Consider the following 16,494-nt stretch of genomic DNA (forward strand, 5'->3'; position numbering starts at 1 on the left):
ATGCCGCATTGATTTGAGCACTCGTTGGCAATAACGAGGCATCAATAGCCTCTATGATAAATGAACACAATGATAAATAGACACAATGACCTTATGACGAACGCCAATCTGTGCCTTAACAATCCACATCAGGCATTACCAAGAAAACATAATTGGTTAACACGAAAGCATAAAATACGCCTCTAATAACATTACCAAACTGGGTATAAATGGCGTTAACAATAGAACTCAATCATATTTCCCTAGGCAGAATAGCCGCTGCAATAAACAATCAAGCTAATTTTCTGCAATAATATTAAAGTTAATAGTGGTTTTTTATGTTTTTTGAAAGACCAATTTAACAGCCTCTTTTCTTTGTAAGTTGACCATGAAGATCAGCGGCCCCTAAACAAGTTGCTTTAATTGGTCGCCATTTATGTGGAATGTTGCAACTCCATTAGCGCAAGAAACAAGTCACGTAACAAAATAGCTAAAGTGGCCGCTGAAAATGCGACACATCATTGCATTGGGGATAGGATTATTGATGGCGTTAACTAAATTGCTTGTTATCTCAAGCTGGCAGTTGAAATCATGAAGTCATCGTTACCGATATTATGGTCAACATCCCTCATAACATTACTCATAAAAAACCATAAAAAACGCGCTAACACTTAAGTGTCGGCACGTTAATTTTATAGCAATGAGCTAATCCGCTTTAAAAGCAATTAACCTTTTGTTTTTACTAAACTCTCAATTGAATACAAGTCGCGATTAGCACTATTTTTGCGGCGTACTTCTTCTAATGCCTGCTGTTCTAATTTATCAAACAATACATTGATTAAGCGATTAAAATGCTTATGCATTGCTAAACGAGCCTCAGCGGCATCGTGCAGTGATAATGCCTGATAAATTGCGGTATGCTCTGCTAAGGTTTTATTATTATCTGTGCTACAAACAATATTATAATCTTCAATGATTTCATTACTTGATGAACGCAGTGCCCACATGTTTTCAAACAAATTTATCAACGCGCCGTTACGAGTAGAATATGCGATGATCTGATGAAACAGCTCGTCTGCCTCTTCGACATTTTGCATATCTTTCATCATTACTAATGTGTCATGGAGTTTTTCAAGTTCTTCTGCAGTAATGGTTTTTGCTGCTAAAGCAGCTATTTCACCTTCAACTAAAGCACGTGCTTGGGTTAATTCAAATGCGTTAACATTATTCACCGCTACCGGTTTTTGCTGATGGTCAACCACGTACACGCCAGAACCCGTTTTTACTTCCACTTTTTCACGCACTTCTAGTGCAATAATAGCTTCACGAATGGTTGGCCTGCTTACTTCAAACTTTTCAGCAAGCTCACGCTCTGGGGGTAAACGACTGCCTACCGGATACTCGCCACTGGCGATAGCGGCTTCAATCGTATCGACTATTCGCCAAAATAAACGACGGTTTTTCATATACCTTCCTTCGAAAAGTAAAACCAATTTACTGGTTAATGCTGACATATTATCGGTTAATACCTTAGCAGCAAACAACTAAATTACATGTTATGTTAATCTCAATATAGAAATAATAGCACATTGTCATACCTTTAAAAATATTGGTAATAGACTAAAAATGTAAAATCATAGTAATTGGTAAAACAATTTATTGACATAATCTTAATGATTGGTTATTTTCTATTCAAGCACAAATAATCCATTAACAGAATAATTTAAACTTTGTGTGTGTACGTAAAGAAAAGGAAATCAACTAATCTGGGGAGGTTAACGTGAAATTTATTAAGACAAGCAATACTTTGAGATTAACAGGACTAAAGTCGCAATCAAGATCAGCAATTTACGACGCGGCACTAATATCTCTATTAAGCAATCATGAACGTGCAACAGAGACAAACGAGTCAATACAAAAACAGCACGTCACAGTCTCTTAAATGCTAGGTAATTGGACTAGGCTACGCTTAATTACGGTTACGCTTACTTAGCAATACCGTGAGAGTGACACCCAGCCAAATAACTTACCATTTCCAGACAGCTCTTATCACGATGCGCATGACAGTGGACGACCTCAATTTGTTGGCTAACGTTACAGTGGCAGATTATTGGTCACGATGTTTCAAAGCCCTGAACAGGTTGGGTAAACTCAAAATAATTCCCCGTGAAAACAACACCACAGTTGCTGATTATTCACGTTATGGCGCTAACGAATTCTAAGGTGAAAAAGTAATTTTGATCCTTTCCCCCTTGATAACTACTTAATGTAGCCATGGGGATATCATTTTAACAGTATTAAACGAGAGACTAGATGAATCATTCAAATAACAATACGTCATCGTCAAGGCATTGGTTATTCACGCAGTTGTTAGTCTTATTAATGCTTTGCACCCCATCAATCTATGTGCAGGCAAAAGATCGCTTAGTGACTACCCAAGCTGAGTACAAAAAAGCACTAAAGCTGGTTGAGCCTGGCGATAAAATCATTTTAAAAAATGGTACATGGCAAAATTTTGAAGTGTTGTTTATGGCGACAGGCACCGCCAATGCGCCTATTGAATTAACTGCCGAAACTAAAGGTAAAGTGATCCTGTCTGGCCAATCGAACCTTAAACTGGCTGGTGAATATTTACAGGTATCGGGGCTAGTATTTAAAAATGGCTCTACGCCAAGTAATGAAGTTATTGCTTTTCGTAAAAGTAAAACTCAGTTAGCCAATCACTCACGAGTAACCGAAGTGGTTATCGATAACTACAGCAATCTAGATCGCCAAGAGTCTGATTATTGGGTCAGCTTATATGGACAAAATAACCGACTTGATCACAACCACTTTGTTGGTAAACGCAATGTTGGCGTAACTGTTGCTGTGCGTTTAGATAGTGAGAACAGCCAGCAAAACCATCACCGAATTGATCATAACTATTTTGGTCCTCGCCCAATCTTAGGCTCTAATGGTGGCGAAACCCTCAGAATTGGCACCAGCCATTACTCACTAACGGATTCTTTTACCGTGGTTGAAAATAATTATTTTGATCGCTGCGATGGCGAAGTCGAAATTATTTCAGTCAAATCGGGTAAAAACCGTATTCAAAATAACGTATTTTATGAATCAAGAGGCACATTAACCTTAAGGCACGGTAACGGTAATATTATCGATAGTAATGTGTTTTTGGGTAATGGCGTTGAACATACCGGCGGGGTCCGCGTGATTAACCGCGATCAAACCATTACTAACAACTATCTAGAAGGCTTAACCGGCAATCGATTTGGCAGTGGTTTTACTATTATGAATGGCGTGCCAAATTCATCAATTAATCGCTATCATCAGGTGGTTAACGCCAATGTTAATAACAACAGCTTTATTAATCTTGACCATATTGAGCTGGCCGCGGGCAGTGACAGCGAACGTTCAGCAGTGCCACTAGACAGTAAATTAAACCACAATCTGTTTATTAGCCCAACCGCGCCATTTACTTTATACGATGATATTAGCGGACTTAGCTTTAACGACAACCTGAGTAATTTTGCGACCAAAACGTTAAGCCCATTCATGGCTAAAGGTATTCGTTCACAAGATATCACCATGAAACGCGCTGCTAATGGCTTGTTATACCCAAGTGATGAAAATTTTGCAGCATATGGTGCCAGTAAAAAACTGACCCCTACATTAAAGCAAGATACCGGCACATCTTGGTATCCAAAAGCAGAGCCTACTGTCGCATTTCAATCTGGCAACACCATCAAGGTTAGCGACAGTGACGATGAATTAGCAAGCGCAGTTGAACGAGCTCAACCAGGCGATATTTTATTACTCAGTGATGGCAAATATAACATCAGCAGAATACTGGCGATCAACAAAACGTTAAGCTTTAAAGCCGCTAATGCTCACCAAGCAATAATCAGCTTTGAACGCCCTAGTCTATTTGAAATTCAAGACAATGGTAGTTTGCAACTCGATGGTCTAGTCATTACGGGTTTAAATAGCCCTGACGCTGCCGGTAATAGCGTGGTAAGAACCCGCAAGTGGGGCATGTTAACGAATTATCGTTTTGAAATGACAAACAGCATTGTTGAGCAACTCAATGTGAATCATTCATTTCACTTTTTCGATTCGGGCAGTCGCGCCTTTGCAGATAGTATTAATGTCAGCAATAGCCAGTTCCGCCATATTAGCGGGGATTTATTTCGCCTCGACAAAGAAACCGACGACCTAGGAATTTATAACACCGAATACCTCATATTGGACAATAACCAGTTTGACGATATTGAAGGTGCTATTGCCTCGGTATACCGCGGTGGAACGGATGAGAGTACCTTTGGTCCCCATGTATCGGTAACCAACAATGTGTTCATTAAAGTCGGTCAAGGTAAGCGCAATAAAACAGGCGCGTCACTGAAGTTACATGGGGTTCAAATGAGCCAAATAGAGCACAATAAATTTAACGACAGTTCCGCTATTATTGTTGTTCACACCGTCGGTGAACCACAAACCCGCATTACGCATAATCAGTTTACTAATACACCTAGCCCACAAGTAACGGAGTTAGTTGCAATAGGTAAACACACTGCAGATATCAACAATAATAAAGTGCAAAAATTATGAATAACTTCAATATAACCGCAGGCGTAAGCCCGATGACGCGTGTCATTAAGCAGGCAGGAAAAATAGCGCTATTGGCGTCAATGACGTGCGTTATTTCATTACCCGTTATGGCTGCGCAACATCCAAACTTAGTCATCAACCAGCAAGATGTGGCCGCAATGAAACAGGCCATCACTCTACCTGGGACATTTCAAAATGCTTTCAATGCCACACAGAATAGTGTCGATAAAGGACTGGTTCAGCCAATTGAAGTACCAGTACCCAAAGATGCCGGTGGTGGTTATACCCACGAAAAACATAAAAGTAATTACCAACAAATGTATGACACGGGCATTATTTATCAGCTGACTGGCGATAAAAAATATGCCGAATACGTTAAAGACATGCTGTTGCAATATGCCACACTTTACCCAACGCTACCTTTGCACCCTATGCGTAAAAGTAACAATGAAGGTAAACTTTTCTGGCAAGGACTCAATGAAGCAGTTTGGTTGGTACACACCATTCAGGCGTACGACTTTATCTATGATGCGTTAACACCTGCAGAACGTAATACCATCGAAACGGGTGCAATAATACCTGCTGCACTCTTTTTGTCAGAACAATCGCCGCACACCTTTAATAAAGTTCATAACCACGGCACTTGGGCCACTGCTGCGGTTGGCATGAGCGGATATGTACTCGATAAGCCACTTTGGGTTGAACGTGCTTTATACGACTTAAATCTCGCCAAAAAAGGCGGTTTTATGCGTCAGTTGGACGAATTGTTTTCACCAGACGGTTATTACAATGAAGGGCCATATTATCAACGTTATGCATTAATGCCATTTGTGACGTTTGCTAAAGCTATTGAGCAAAACGAACCGCAGCGTAAGATTTTTCAATACCGTGACGGTATTTTACTTAAAGCCATTACCAGCACAGTTGAACTCAGTTATAACCAGCTGTTTTTTCCCCTTAACGATGCGATTAAAAGCAAAGGCATCGACACTATTGAACTCGTCAACGGCGTCGCCATTGCTTATGGTCTCAACGGCGATCCACGTTTATTAGATATTGCACAGCAACAACACAATATTTTATTAACGGGTGATGGGCTTAAAGTTGCACAAGGGTTAGACAATAAACTACAACAGCCCTTTCCATTCGTTTCGACATTATTCCGTGATGGCCAACAAGGTGATGACGGTGCATTAGTGGTTATGCGTCAAGGTAAAGCAACCGACCAAGCCATTGTATTTAAAGCGACTGCGCAAGGTTTAGGTCATGGCCATTTTGATAAGTTAACCTGGCAGTTTTACGATGCTGGTAATGAAATCGTATCCGATTATGGCGCTGCACGTTTTCTAAATGTTGAGGCAAAATTTGGTGGCCGTTATTTACCTGAAAATGAATCATGGGCTAAACAAACCATTGCCCATAACACTTTAATTGTTGACGAGAAAAGTCATTTTAATGGCAAGCTTAAAGCGGCTAACAAAAATAACCCTACATTACACTTCTACTCAGCAAAGCAAGACCTCACCATCGCGTCGGCTTCTATCGATACCGCTTATGATGATGTCGCATTTAAGCGCACTCTCGCCTTAGTCAACGTCAAGCAACGTGATGCGGTAATTGGCATCGATATAATGCGTGTTACAGCTAACAAGCCACATCAATACGACTTACCCGTGCATTATCAAGGGCAATTAATCGATACCAACTTTGACAGACAGGCATCCTTGACTCAATTGTCTGCTTTGGGTACCGAAAATGGTTATCAACATCTATGGTTGTTAGCAACTGCTAACCTAGCCAAAGACAAAGCCGCTAATAAACTGGCTAAAGTCACTTGGTTAAATGATAACGGCCATTTTTATACCCTTAGCACGTTAGTTAATACTAACTTTAACAACGCCACTGACGAGCAAATGTTATTCACCCAATTGGGTGCCAACGATCCGGATATGAACTTACGCCAACAGCAGTCGTTCATTCACCGAGTGAATGCTACTAATCATACTTATATCAGCGTGATGGAGCCACACGGCGAGTACAACCCATCAAAAGAATACACCTTAGAAGCCACCAGCAGTATTGCTGAGCTGATTCATCATCAACAAGCTGATCTAGAAGCGGTGCAAATACGCTTTACCGATGGACAACAATATCTATTAGCAATCAACCACGCAGATATCGCTGTGACTCAAGAAACTCAAAGTGTCATTAGCGTCAATGGGGTGCAATACCCATTTAGCGGACGCGCCGAATTATTAGACATTAAAGAATTCAAGTAACACAAAATTAAAATAAAAAGGAATAAACACCATGCAGCAAAGTGAACATTTTTCATTTGGGGAACAAACAGAAATCGAAGATATTGGCGGAGGGTTAAAGCGCCAAATGCTTGGATTTAATCATGAACTCATGGCAGTAAAGATTTGGTTTGATAAGGGAGCAGAAGGCTATGTGCATGCTCATCGCCATTCACAAGTATCTTATGTGGTAGAAGGTGAGTTTCATGTCAATGTCGATGGCGTGATTAAGGTGCTAACGGCTGGAGACAGCTTCTTTGTGCCACCTCATGTAGACCATGGTGCAGTTTGCCCAACTGGTGGCATTTTAATTGATACCTTTAGCCCGGCTAGAGAAGACTTTGTTGAGGGTTTAGCATGAAAAAAGTCCCCCTTAAATTGAAGCACCTACGTTGGCTTGTTGTCAGCTTAGTGGCACTCGCTACTGTCATTAACTACATCGACCGATCTGCCCTTGCCATTATGTGGCCAGGCATTGCAGAAGATTTAGGTTTAGATAAAAGTGATTATGCCAACATTATTACCGTGTTCATGATCTCATACGCAATTGGTCAGTCTCTATTTGGTAAGATATTTGATGCTATTGGCACGCGCCTAGGTTTTTTACTATCCATTGTAGTGTGGTCGGTCTCAATCGCCCTCCATGCTGTTGCAGCAAGCGTTACCTCATTTGCTATTTTTAGAGCTATGCTCGGGCTAGGTGAAGCGGGTAACTGGCCTGGCGCAACCAAAGCGAATGCAGAATGGTTTCCGATTAAAGAACGCGCCCTAGCACAAGGCATCTTCAATGCTGGAGCGTCTTTAGGTTCGATTATCGCCCCACCATTAATTGCTTTTTTGTATGCCTTTTTAGGATGGCAGGCAACCTTTATCGTCATTGGTAGTTTGGGTATTCTTTGGATTTTACCTTGGTTGATTGTTTATAAATCATCACCAGACTCACACCCGTGGATCACTGAAGAAGAACGCCAACATATCTTAACCGGACAACGATGCACTTCAGAAAAACAACAGGACAAAGAATACGTGCCCACTATGGGACAGTTATTACGCCACCGCCAAACTTGGGGAGTGATTGCAGCACGTTTCTTTATCGACCCTATCTGGTGGTTATTTGTTGCTTGGCTACCATTGTATTTAAACGAAAAATTTGGCTTTGATGTTAAACAAATTGGCGCATTTGCTTGGTTACCTTATGTCGGAGCTGCCATCGGAGCATTATTTGGTGGCTGGTTTAGTGGCCACTTGATGAGCCGAGGCTGGTCGGTGAATAAAGCCCGTCGTAGTGCAATTGTCTTAGGTTGTATGGTTATGCTGCCAGCACTGTTACTGACATCTCTTGCTGCAACGCCTTGGATGGCAATGGGCCTTATAGCACTTATCTTATTTGGTTTTCAAACAGCTATTGGCAACGTTCAAACATTACCAAGTGATTACTTCTCCGGTAAAACTGTCGGAACCTTAGCTGGTATTAGTGGTACATCGGCAGTATTAAGTGTAATTATCACCATCCAATTAGTGCCAATGATGACCAAAGGCGGTGACTATACGCCATTCTTTATTTTAGGTGCGGCGTTAGTTCCATTAGCATTAATTTCGTTGTGGTTAGGCGGAAAAATTGAACCGGTAAAAAGGAAGGCATAACCGTGAAGAGTCTGTATTTATTTGGTGAGTGTATGGTCGAATTACAGCGTGTAACGGCCACCAGTTTACAGCAATCTTTTGCTGGTGACGTTTATAACACTGGGGTTTACCTTAAACGCACCTTTAGCGATATTAGCACCCACCTAGTCACAGCTATTGGCCAAGATAGTTTTAGCCAGGCCATGTTGCAACGCTTTGAAGATGAAAAAATTAATACTGATATGGTCTTTCAAAGCACCGACAAAATTGCTGGTCTGTATGCAATACAAACCGACAGTAAAGGCGAGCGCAGCTTTACATACTGGCGCAACGATTCAGCCGCCAAGCAAATCATGCAATTTATTGATGATGCAGCCATCAGTAAAATATCTCAGGCAGATATGGTGTTTTTTTCGGGCATTTCTTTAGCGGTTATTAATGAAGAAGATCGCGACGCATTTTGGTTACTGATTAAACAATGTAAGCAAGCAGGTGTCAGTATTGTATTTGACCCTAACTACCGCGCAAGAATGTGGCACAGTCCAGACCAAGCAAAGGCGCAGTTTGATATTGCGTTTAGTGTGGCCGATGTCGTACTGCCAGGTGTTGATGACTTTAATCAACTTTACGGTATTAGCTCCGTTGAAGACATTATTGCGTTCTGCCAGCCTTACGACATTAATGAACTGGTGATAAAAAATGGTGAAAACGGCATTAATTATGTAATTAATGGTCAGCAACAGCATTTCTCAATCACACCAGTAACGAATGTTGTCGACACCACATCAGCGGGGGACTCGTTTAATGGGGTGTATTTAGGCGCACGCTTAACTGGCGCAGATATCAGCACAGCGATAAAATTAGCCTCCCAAGCAGCAGGATTTGTGATCCAACATAAAGGCGCCATAGCACCTAAAATTGAGTTTCATCAATTTATTGAACGTCAAAAATTAATCATGCAATAACAGCTAAAGAGTCATCTTTTGTCGCTTTTAAAAAGGCTTGATAACACTGAGTTATCAAGCCTTTTTATTTGTTAAGCAAAAGTAACACATCGCCTGTTGAGCCATTCGTGTTTTAGCTTCAAACCAAGTAATATTACTGAATCATTTCGATAATTTACCCTATTAAAGCAATAAGAAGACATTGAACATGGACTATTTAGCCATCAATAAACACGCATGGAACCAGCGAACCCAAATCCACCTCGACTCAACATTTTACGACTTAGAGGCATTTATCCAAGGTAAGTCATCATTAAACCCCATTGAACTTGAACAAGTCGGTGATGTACACCACAAAAGCCTGTTGCACCTACAATGTCACTTTGGACAAGATAGCTTATCGTGGGCAAGGCTTGGCGCCAATGTCACTGGCGTAGATTTATCAAGCGAATCGATTGCAACTGCAAAAAAGCTGGCTGCTCAATTACACTTACCAGCAACATTCATCAATAATGACATCTATCAATTTGGTGATCACAATGTCGAGCAATATGACATCGTATTCACCTCTTATGGGGTGTTAGCTTGGTTACCCGATTTAACTCGCTGGGCGCAAAACATTGCAGGAGCATTACGTCCAGGCGGTGAATTTCATTTGGTTGAGTTCCACCCTTTTAATGATGTGCTGTGTGGTTATGGCTACTTTCCACAGACACAACCGGATATCGAAGATGAAGTCACCTACACCGAAAACCACAACGACCAAATTGAAACGGTAGTCACTTGGCCGCACCCGATAAGTGAAGTCATTAGCGCACTTATTAGTGCAGGACTCAGTATCGAAGCGTTTAACGAACACCCTTACAGTCCCTACAACTGCGTTGAAGATTTGGAGTTTGTGGTAGGCAAAGGTTACCAGCTGAAACATCAAGACCACCTCATCCCACTTATTTACTCTATTAAAGCAAGCAAAGTGGGATAAGTACTAGCCTGAAGCCTGTTTACAGCGGGCTCAAATATCGGATTTAGTGGATGACTGTTGATGTGTTGAAGGCGGTGCAAATAATATCCGTAAACGTTGTGTTAGCGATAATTGCGCTTGGGTAACATCACCCCACATGTCGCGCCATTCACTAAACGTTACCACTAACGGATTAAAACTGTTTACCGGTTTGGTAATACCGTACACCACAGTTTCATTTTCAGGCTCAAACGTACCAAACATTTTGTCCCATATAATCAGCACACCGGCATAATTTTTGTCGATATATTGTGGGTTGCGCCCATGATGAACACGATGATGGGACGGTGTATTGAAAATCAATTCTAACGGTCCTAACGATTTAATCGCTTGAGTGTGAACAAAGAACTGCAATCCAAGGTTGAGCAACACCGCAAACACCACCCAGTTAGGATCAAAGCCAATCACCACCAGCGGTAACCAAAACAACCACATGCCTGCCAACGGGTACATTAAGCTTTGTCTAAAGGCGGTGCTGAAGTTCATGTTTTCTGAGCTGTGATGCACCACATGTGCAGCCCACATCCAACGGATACGATGGCTAGCGCGATGAAACCAGTAATAACAAAAGTCTTGCGCAATGAGCAATAAACCAAAAGTGAATAATGTCATTTCGATATCAAATAAGCGCCAGCCAAAAAAGTGTAAGTAGATCGTTGCAATCAATAAGCCCGCGATAATATCCGCCACTTGATGCATGCCAGCCAATACAAAATTACACAATACTTCGGCAGGACGATATTGAGCATTACTCGGTAATCGCTGGGCGCGAACACCAAACCACCATTCCAGTAAAATGCAGCCGAAAAAAATCGGGGCTAACACCAGTAATAACCACTCTGGGTGAGCTATCAGTAAATCCATGTCCATATGTTATCCATTTCTATTTATTATTATTGAGTCAATGTTTGTACTAGTGGTTCACTATTTCTGGTTCCTAATCAAAGTGATCTTTTGGCGAAACCCATTTGAGTAAACCGCTTTAATAATCCGTTTTTAATAGGCCGTTTTTAATAATCCGTTGTTAATAGGCCGTTTTTAATAGGCCATAGACTAAAAAGGTCACTAATCTAGTCGACATCGTTAATCGTCATCACCATTTGGCAAAATGATCTTCTGTTAATCCTAGCTGGTTAGTTAACTTATATTGATTACCATTGTTGTCGCAAATCACTCCGCTAAAGTAGCCAATGTATTGTCTAAAGTTGTTTTTTAACCAGATTAAATTGAGCTTTTCGCTGCGTTGATTTAACGGCCTAAAATGCAAATCGACATTGCCATCATTAGTGGTGATATGCCACACATCTTGTTGTGAGTGTCGATTAAAATCAAACTGTGCCCCGCCCAGTATATGGCGTTGGCCATTTATCCACATCACATTTTCTGTTTGACCCGTTTCATTAACGCCAGCGGCTAAATTCAACCCAATAACCCCGGCGTCAGTTTTGGCATTCATTGAAGCCCAGCGCCAACTGGTTTCGCGGCGCATAAACCCAGCCGAAAAATCATAACCTGCAAGCGCATATTGTAAAGGCTGCGGTTCATGATGAATAGTTAATTGCCCTGTTACGGCTAAGCCATTGTGCTTTTGTGTATAGGTCCAACCGTTATAACCCGTTGGGGTACACAAACTGATGGGTAAACTCAACGGCGCAGGTTGAATACGTAAATTGGCTTGTATGTCTGCAAGGTTAATCTCGACTTGCCATTGTCCGTCGACAATATTGATAACAATACCTTTGTGTTTACGGCCAATTTCGGCGCGTCCACGCTTAGGAGAGTCACTTAGCTGGCACCCAAACCCGAATGGCGTTAGCCATTGCGTTTGGGTCAGCTTGTTAGTTTTAATGTCATAAAGGTAGCAAAAACCATTGGCGACATAACGAATATCGGCAATCGCCAGGGCGATAATATAATGAGGAGTGATAATACTAACGAATTGGAATTGTTTAAAATCAAAGTACTTAGCCATTGCCGATGCAGGCTTGTCCATTACCGTCGAATAAGCAAACTGATTAACATTGAGTGAATCAACAATCCCATCAAATATGCCAAACACAGGCTGGCCGTTGACATTAATCAATTTATCAGGAGCCAATTGCGGCTGTTTATGTTGCATTACATTACCTACATCATGTTGTTTATCAAACTTAAGTTACATATCACTAACCTGAATTGATCAGTCATTAATGTCAATAACCAAGTATATGGTTGCCGTATAACCCCATTAAAATGACGTTAAAATGACGTTAAAACCAGATATTAATAAGTGATGACGCCTGCATAACTTGTAATGGGCATCACTCTAGTTCTCTTTATAACAACATAACCTTAGCGATACTGGAAACCCAGACAAATTCTGGTATCATTTATCTACCTTTTACTGGTTATTGTTGTCTCATGAAGTTATTGATCCCTATTTTACTGTCTACATTATTGTTGTCGGCTTGCGCAAGTTATGAACCGACTCATGTTGGTCTTAATCCCACGCTGGGTCCGATTCAGTTACAAACTGAAGTCGATTTCCCTGTACTGGTCGACACCATCGATACTCGCGAAGCAAGCTTTGTGGTGCGCTTTAATGAAGAAGGCAAATCACCAAGATTAGTCAGCGCCAGTGAGCCCATCCGTCAACAGTTGGATACACTGTTCCGTAATGGCATGAACAAAGCCGGTTATGTTATTGACCCTGCCGCACGCAATTCAGTGCAGTTTCAGCTAAATTACTTGTTAGCTGACGTCACGGATACCACGTTCAGTTACGAATCAAAAACACGTTTAGTTATCAATGTATTGGCTAAAAACTCACAACAAGAGTTCACCAAATCCTATAACGCTAATGGCTATTTAAAAGGCCCGTTAAGCCCAGATTTTGCCACTCTTGAATTAGATATCACCAAACTCGTTGATAAGCTCACCACTGAAATTCTTAACGATGAAGAGTTACACCAATTTATTCAACGTTAATCCAACCCGCTTTATCAGGTATTGGCATCGAGAGATGCCAATAAAAAAGGACGTCACATTATGTTGAAATGGTTATCCACTTGCCTACTGTTATTGACCAGCTTAAGTTCCAACGCTGCGGTCGACATTCAAAAAGACACTTTATATCCGCAAGTAGAGTTGGACACCTCTATGGGGAAAATAGTGGTTGAGTTAGATCGCACTCGTGCACCGCTTACCGTAGATAACTTTTTAACCTATGTGGTTAAAGGCGAATATGACAATACTATTTTTCATCGTGTGATTGCCGAATTTGTGGTGCAAGGTGGCGGGTTAACCACTAAATTAGAAGAACGCCCTTCGCTAGAGCCGGTTGTAAATGAGTCCGGTAATGGTTTATCAAACTCCCTTGGCACAATTGCCATGGCTCGAGATAACGATCCTCATTCAGCAACACGTCAGTTTTACTTCAACCTAGGTGACAATAAAAAATTAGACCCTTCTAAACGTCGTTGGGGCTATACTGTTTTTGGCGAAGTGACTCAGGGGATGGATGTATTAGAAGCCATTTCATTGGTACCAACTGAACATAACACCACCCTAAATTGGCCCGATTTTCCGGTTAATACTGTCATGTTGAAAAAAGCGACTCTACTGCCTCGCTAATATCCCACTAATCGCCTATACCTACCGATGGTCATGTTAATGCATGCCATCGGCATTTATGTTGTCTCCAACAATGTCATATTGGCCAGTCTTATCTCAGTCAGTCTTATCTCGGTCAGTCTTATCTCGGTCAATATTATCTCAACCAGTTTTAGCTCGATTAATTGGTCCAAACTTGCTCAATATTGTGACGTCATAAATTGTTACCCTATACATTTTTACTAGCTGATAAATCAACTAAATAGCACTATTGAATGACTGAATCGACACTTTTTTAAGCTTTTGACTATCGACAGCTAAATTAACGTCTATACTCTATTTGACCCATTCACCTAGTTAGCTGCGCAATTCTTCGCAACCGCATTTCGAATATTCAAGGACGCAATTATGATGACGGCTAATGATTTTATTGAAACCAAAGCACCACAACTTGCCTATTTTGGTAAAGCTTTTTTAAATAATCAATTAGATTACAAAGAGATACAGCTCTATATGTGGGATGTACTAGAAGAGTGGCAATTTATATCAAATAATCCCATCCAATTAGCCGAACAACCTAGCGATACCGAGAAAGTGTTTTGGCACTTATTGTATTGCTTCGATCATTGGTCTGGTTGGGCAATTAAAGGCAATCAATACTTACGCCAGCAAGTTCATGAATGTTGCGACTACATTAATATTGGCGGCAATGTGCCACAAAGTTGTATTGGTATCAGACCTTAAGGCGATTATCTTAAATCTGCTCTGAATGCTAATTTAACCTCAAACTGACTGAATAATCTTTTAGAATGGCTTGAACCTAAACCCCTTGCAACATAAGCTAGAGCCATTCTCCTTTATCCAGTTGTCTTATGTCGGTTTTCTTGTCTCGTACCCGTGAAGCGTTATCGGTTTACTACCACAAACGAGTATTTATTTTACTCTTGCTGGGGTTTTCTGCCGGCTTACCATTAATGTTAGTCTTTTCGACCTTAAGTTTTTGGTTACGTGAAGCTGGCATCGACCGAGCGGCGATTGGTTATTTTAGCTGGATAGCACTAACGTATGCATTTAAATGGGCGTGGTCGCCATTAGTCGATCGTATGTCATTGCCCTTTTTTACCCGTTTTTTAGGACGACGACGCGGATGGATGCTGTTCGCACAACTGTGCTTAGTCGGCGCCATACTCGGTATGTCTGTTAGCGATCCAGTGGTCAATCTTGAACGTTTGGCCTTATGCGCCCTACTTTTGGCATTTGCCTCCGCCACCCAAGACATTGTCATTGATGCTTTTCGGATTGAATCCGCCCCTGAAAAAATGCAAGCAGCGCTTGCTGCAGCGTACCAAGTCGGTTATCGCAGTGCGATGATCATCGCAACAGCAGGCGCATTAACCATTGCAGCTTGGGTTTCTCCTGGCGATGATGCTTACAACTTAGAAGCTTGGCAAACAGCTTACTTTGCCATGGCGATGTTAATGGGCATTGGTATCATTACCACGTTATGTGCCAAAGAACCGCAAGTCGATACCAAACAGGCTGACGATAAAGAACGCCTATTAAGAGCCGAGTTTGCTGCCAAATACCCTGCTAAAGTCGCTGGGGCATTAGCCTGGTTATACAGCGCTAGCGTATTGCCTTTTATTGACTTTTTTAAGCGTTATGGCAAAAGCGCTATTCTGATTTTGTTGTTAATCTCGTGCTATCGCATTTCCGATATTGTCATGGGTATTATGGCAAATGTGTTTTATGTTGATATCGGTTTTAGCAAAGAAGAAATCGCTTTTATCAGTAAAGTCTATGGTTTGATCATGACCTTAGTCGGCGCCGCTTTTGGTGGTGTGTTGCTTATGCGTTATGGCACCATGAAAATTCTATTCTTAGGTGCCTTGTTAGTCGCGGTCACTAACCTGTTGTTTGCTTGGCAAGCGTATATTGGCTACAACGTGCCATTTTTAACCTTAGCCATATCGGTAGATAATTTTAGTGCAGGTATCGCAACCGCAGCGTTTATCGCTTATTTGTCCAGTTTAACCAGCAGTGGTTATAGCGCGACACAATATGCGTTATTGTCTTCGATAATGTTACTATTTCCTAAATTTATCGCAGGATTTTCGGGCTTGTATGTTGATGCTTTTGGTTACATCAATTTCTTTATTGCAGCGAGTTTGATTGGCTTTCCGGTGTTGCTATTAGTGGTGTTGGTGAATCGATCGCAAAACCAAGTGATTATTTCCAATGCGGCATCAACAGAGGGATCTATCGATGTGTCGACTGATGTTGGTAAACCACCACTATAGCAACTGTATTACTCTTTTTACGTCATCCCGGTAATGCTTATGAGCCGAGATCTAACTTTTTATCTTTTAGCTGTTATGTTAATTCCAATAATCAATGAAATATAAAAAAGCCGATAGGGTTTCCCTTATCGGCT

General features: G+C 41.3%; 13 protein-coding genes. 10 read left to right on the forward strand and 3 right to left on the reverse strand.

Annotated elements, in window-relative coordinates:
- Positions 1–704: 704 nt before the first annotated feature.
- Positions 705–1,445: a FadR/GntR family transcriptional regulator gene (locus tag H5125_RS11200; protein ID WP_101088735.1), complete on the reverse strand. Its 741-nt coding sequence runs from the start codon at positions 1,443–1,445 to the stop codon at positions 705–707.
- Positions 1,446–2,292: 847 nt separating this feature from the next.
- On the opposite strand from H5125_RS11200, the gene H5125_RS11205 reads away from it, so the two are divergent.
- The 6 genes from H5125_RS11205 (at position 2,293) to H5125_RS11230 (ending at position 10,430) form a co-directional block, all read left to right on the forward strand.
- On the forward strand, positions 2,293–4,584 hold the full coding sequence (locus H5125_RS11205; protein ID WP_182744286.1) for a chondroitinase-B domain-containing protein: 2,292 nt from the start codon (positions 2,293–2,295) through the stop codon (positions 4,582–4,584).
- Between the two features lie 32 nt (positions 4,585–4,616).
- Positions 4,617–6,863, forward strand: coding sequence for a heparinase II/III family protein (locus H5125_RS11210; protein ID WP_259395447.1), 2,247 nt, complete (start codon positions 4,617–4,619; stop codon positions 6,861–6,863).
- A 31-nt stretch (positions 6,864–6,894) separates the two neighbouring features.
- Positions 6,895–7,242, forward strand: a complete 348-nt coding sequence (locus H5125_RS11215; RefSeq protein WP_162023764.1) for a cupin domain-containing protein — start codon at positions 6,895–6,897, stop codon at positions 7,240–7,242.
- On the forward strand, positions 7,239–8,525 hold the full coding sequence (locus tag H5125_RS11220) for an MFS transporter (RefSeq protein ID WP_101088732.1): 1,287 nt from the start codon (positions 7,239–7,241) through the stop codon (positions 8,523–8,525). The genes H5125_RS11215 and H5125_RS11220 overlap by 4 nt, the downstream gene beginning before the upstream one ends.
- Positions 8,526–8,527: 2 nt before the next feature.
- Positions 8,528–9,469 (forward strand): sugar kinase, encoded by a 942-nt coding sequence (locus H5125_RS11225; protein ID WP_182744288.1) that lies wholly within the window; start codon positions 8,528–8,530, stop codon positions 9,467–9,469.
- 187 nt (positions 9,470–9,656) lie between these two features.
- The gene (locus H5125_RS11230; RefSeq protein ID WP_182744289.1) at positions 9,657–10,430 is read left to right on the forward strand and encodes a bifunctional 2-polyprenyl-6-hydroxyphenol methylase/3-demethylubiquinol 3-O-methyltransferase UbiG; all 774 of its coding nucleotides are present in this window, start codon (positions 9,657–9,659) and stop codon (positions 10,428–10,430) included.
- Positions 10,431–10,460: 30 nt separating this feature from the next.
- Here H5125_RS11230 and H5125_RS11235 read toward each other — a convergent pair whose 3' ends face one another.
- Both H5125_RS11235 and H5125_RS11240 read right to left on the reverse strand, forming a co-directional pair.
- Positions 10,461–11,339, reverse strand: coding sequence for a sterol desaturase family protein (locus tag H5125_RS11235; protein WP_101088729.1), 879 nt, complete (start codon positions 11,337–11,339; stop codon positions 10,461–10,463).
- A 223-nt stretch (positions 11,340–11,562) separates the two neighbouring features.
- Positions 11,563–12,588, reverse strand: coding sequence for a DUF2804 domain-containing protein (locus tag H5125_RS11240; RefSeq protein WP_162023768.1), 1,026 nt, complete (start codon positions 12,586–12,588; stop codon positions 11,563–11,565).
- Positions 12,589–12,869: 281 nt separating this feature from the next.
- Here H5125_RS11240 and H5125_RS11245 point away from each other — a divergent pair, with 281 nt between their 5' ends.
- The 4 genes from H5125_RS11245 (at position 12,870) to H5125_RS11260 (ending at position 16,360) form a co-directional block, all read left to right on the forward strand.
- Positions 12,870–13,436 (forward strand): YajG family lipoprotein, encoded by a 567-nt coding sequence (locus H5125_RS11245; RefSeq protein WP_011638554.1) that lies wholly within the window; start codon positions 12,870–12,872, stop codon positions 13,434–13,436.
- A gap of 60 nt (positions 13,437–13,496) precedes the next feature.
- Positions 13,497–14,081 carry a peptidylprolyl isomerase gene (locus H5125_RS11250; RefSeq protein ID WP_182744290.1) on the forward strand — a complete coding sequence of 195 codons (585 nt, stop codon included), beginning with the start codon at positions 13,497–13,499 and terminating at the stop codon, positions 14,079–14,081.
- A 390-nt stretch (positions 14,082–14,471) separates the two neighbouring features.
- Positions 14,472–14,804: a hypothetical protein gene (locus H5125_RS11255; RefSeq protein WP_180957210.1), complete on the forward strand. Its 333-nt coding sequence runs from the start codon at positions 14,472–14,474 to the stop codon at positions 14,802–14,804.
- Between the two features lie 128 nt (positions 14,805–14,932).
- Positions 14,933–16,360 (forward strand): AmpG family muropeptide MFS transporter, encoded by a 1,428-nt coding sequence (locus H5125_RS11260; RefSeq protein WP_182744291.1) that lies wholly within the window; start codon positions 14,933–14,935, stop codon positions 16,358–16,360.
- The last annotated feature ends 134 nt before the right edge of the window (positions 16,361–16,494 follow it).

It is taken from the genome of Shewanella sp. SR44-4, from assembly GCF_014163715.1.
Classification (GTDB): Bacteria; Pseudomonadota; Gammaproteobacteria; order Enterobacterales; family Shewanellaceae; genus Shewanella.

Excerpts from the sequence above, each read along its gene's own strand:
- H5125_RS11200 (WP_101088735.1), bottom strand. The coding sequence starts at position 1,445 with ATGAAAAACCGTCGTTTATTTTGGCGAATAGTCGATACGATTGAAGCC.
- H5125_RS11205 (WP_182744286.1), top strand. The coding sequence starts at position 2,293 with ATGAATCATTCAAATAACAATACGTCATCGTCAAGGCATTGGTTATTC.
- H5125_RS11210 (WP_259395447.1), top strand. The coding sequence starts at position 4,617 with ATGACGCGTGTCATTAAGCAGGCAGGAAAAATAGCGCTATTGGCGTCA.
- H5125_RS11215 (WP_162023764.1), top strand. The coding sequence starts at position 6,895 with ATGCAGCAAAGTGAACATTTTTCATTTGGGGAACAAACAGAAATCGAA.
- H5125_RS11220 (WP_101088732.1), top strand. The coding sequence starts at position 7,239 with ATGAAAAAAGTCCCCCTTAAATTGAAGCACCTACGTTGGCTTGTTGTC.
- H5125_RS11230 (WP_182744289.1), top strand. The coding sequence starts at position 9,657 with ATGGACTATTTAGCCATCAATAAACACGCATGGAACCAGCGAACCCAA.
- H5125_RS11235 (WP_101088729.1), bottom strand. The coding sequence starts at position 11,339 with ATGGACATGGATTTACTGATAGCTCACCCAGAGTGGTTATTACTGGTG.
- H5125_RS11240 (WP_162023768.1), bottom strand. The coding sequence starts at position 12,588 with ATGCAACATAAACAGCCGCAATTGGCTCCTGATAAATTGATTAATGTC.
- H5125_RS11245 (WP_011638554.1), top strand. The coding sequence starts at position 12,870 with ATGAAGTTATTGATCCCTATTTTACTGTCTACATTATTGTTGTCGGCT.
- H5125_RS11250 (WP_182744290.1), top strand. The coding sequence starts at position 13,497 with ATGTTGAAATGGTTATCCACTTGCCTACTGTTATTGACCAGCTTAAGT.
- H5125_RS11255 (WP_180957210.1), top strand. The coding sequence starts at position 14,472 with ATGACGGCTAATGATTTTATTGAAACCAAAGCACCACAACTTGCCTAT.
- H5125_RS11260 (WP_182744291.1), top strand. The coding sequence starts at position 14,933 with ATGTCGGTTTTCTTGTCTCGTACCCGTGAAGCGTTATCGGTTTACTAC.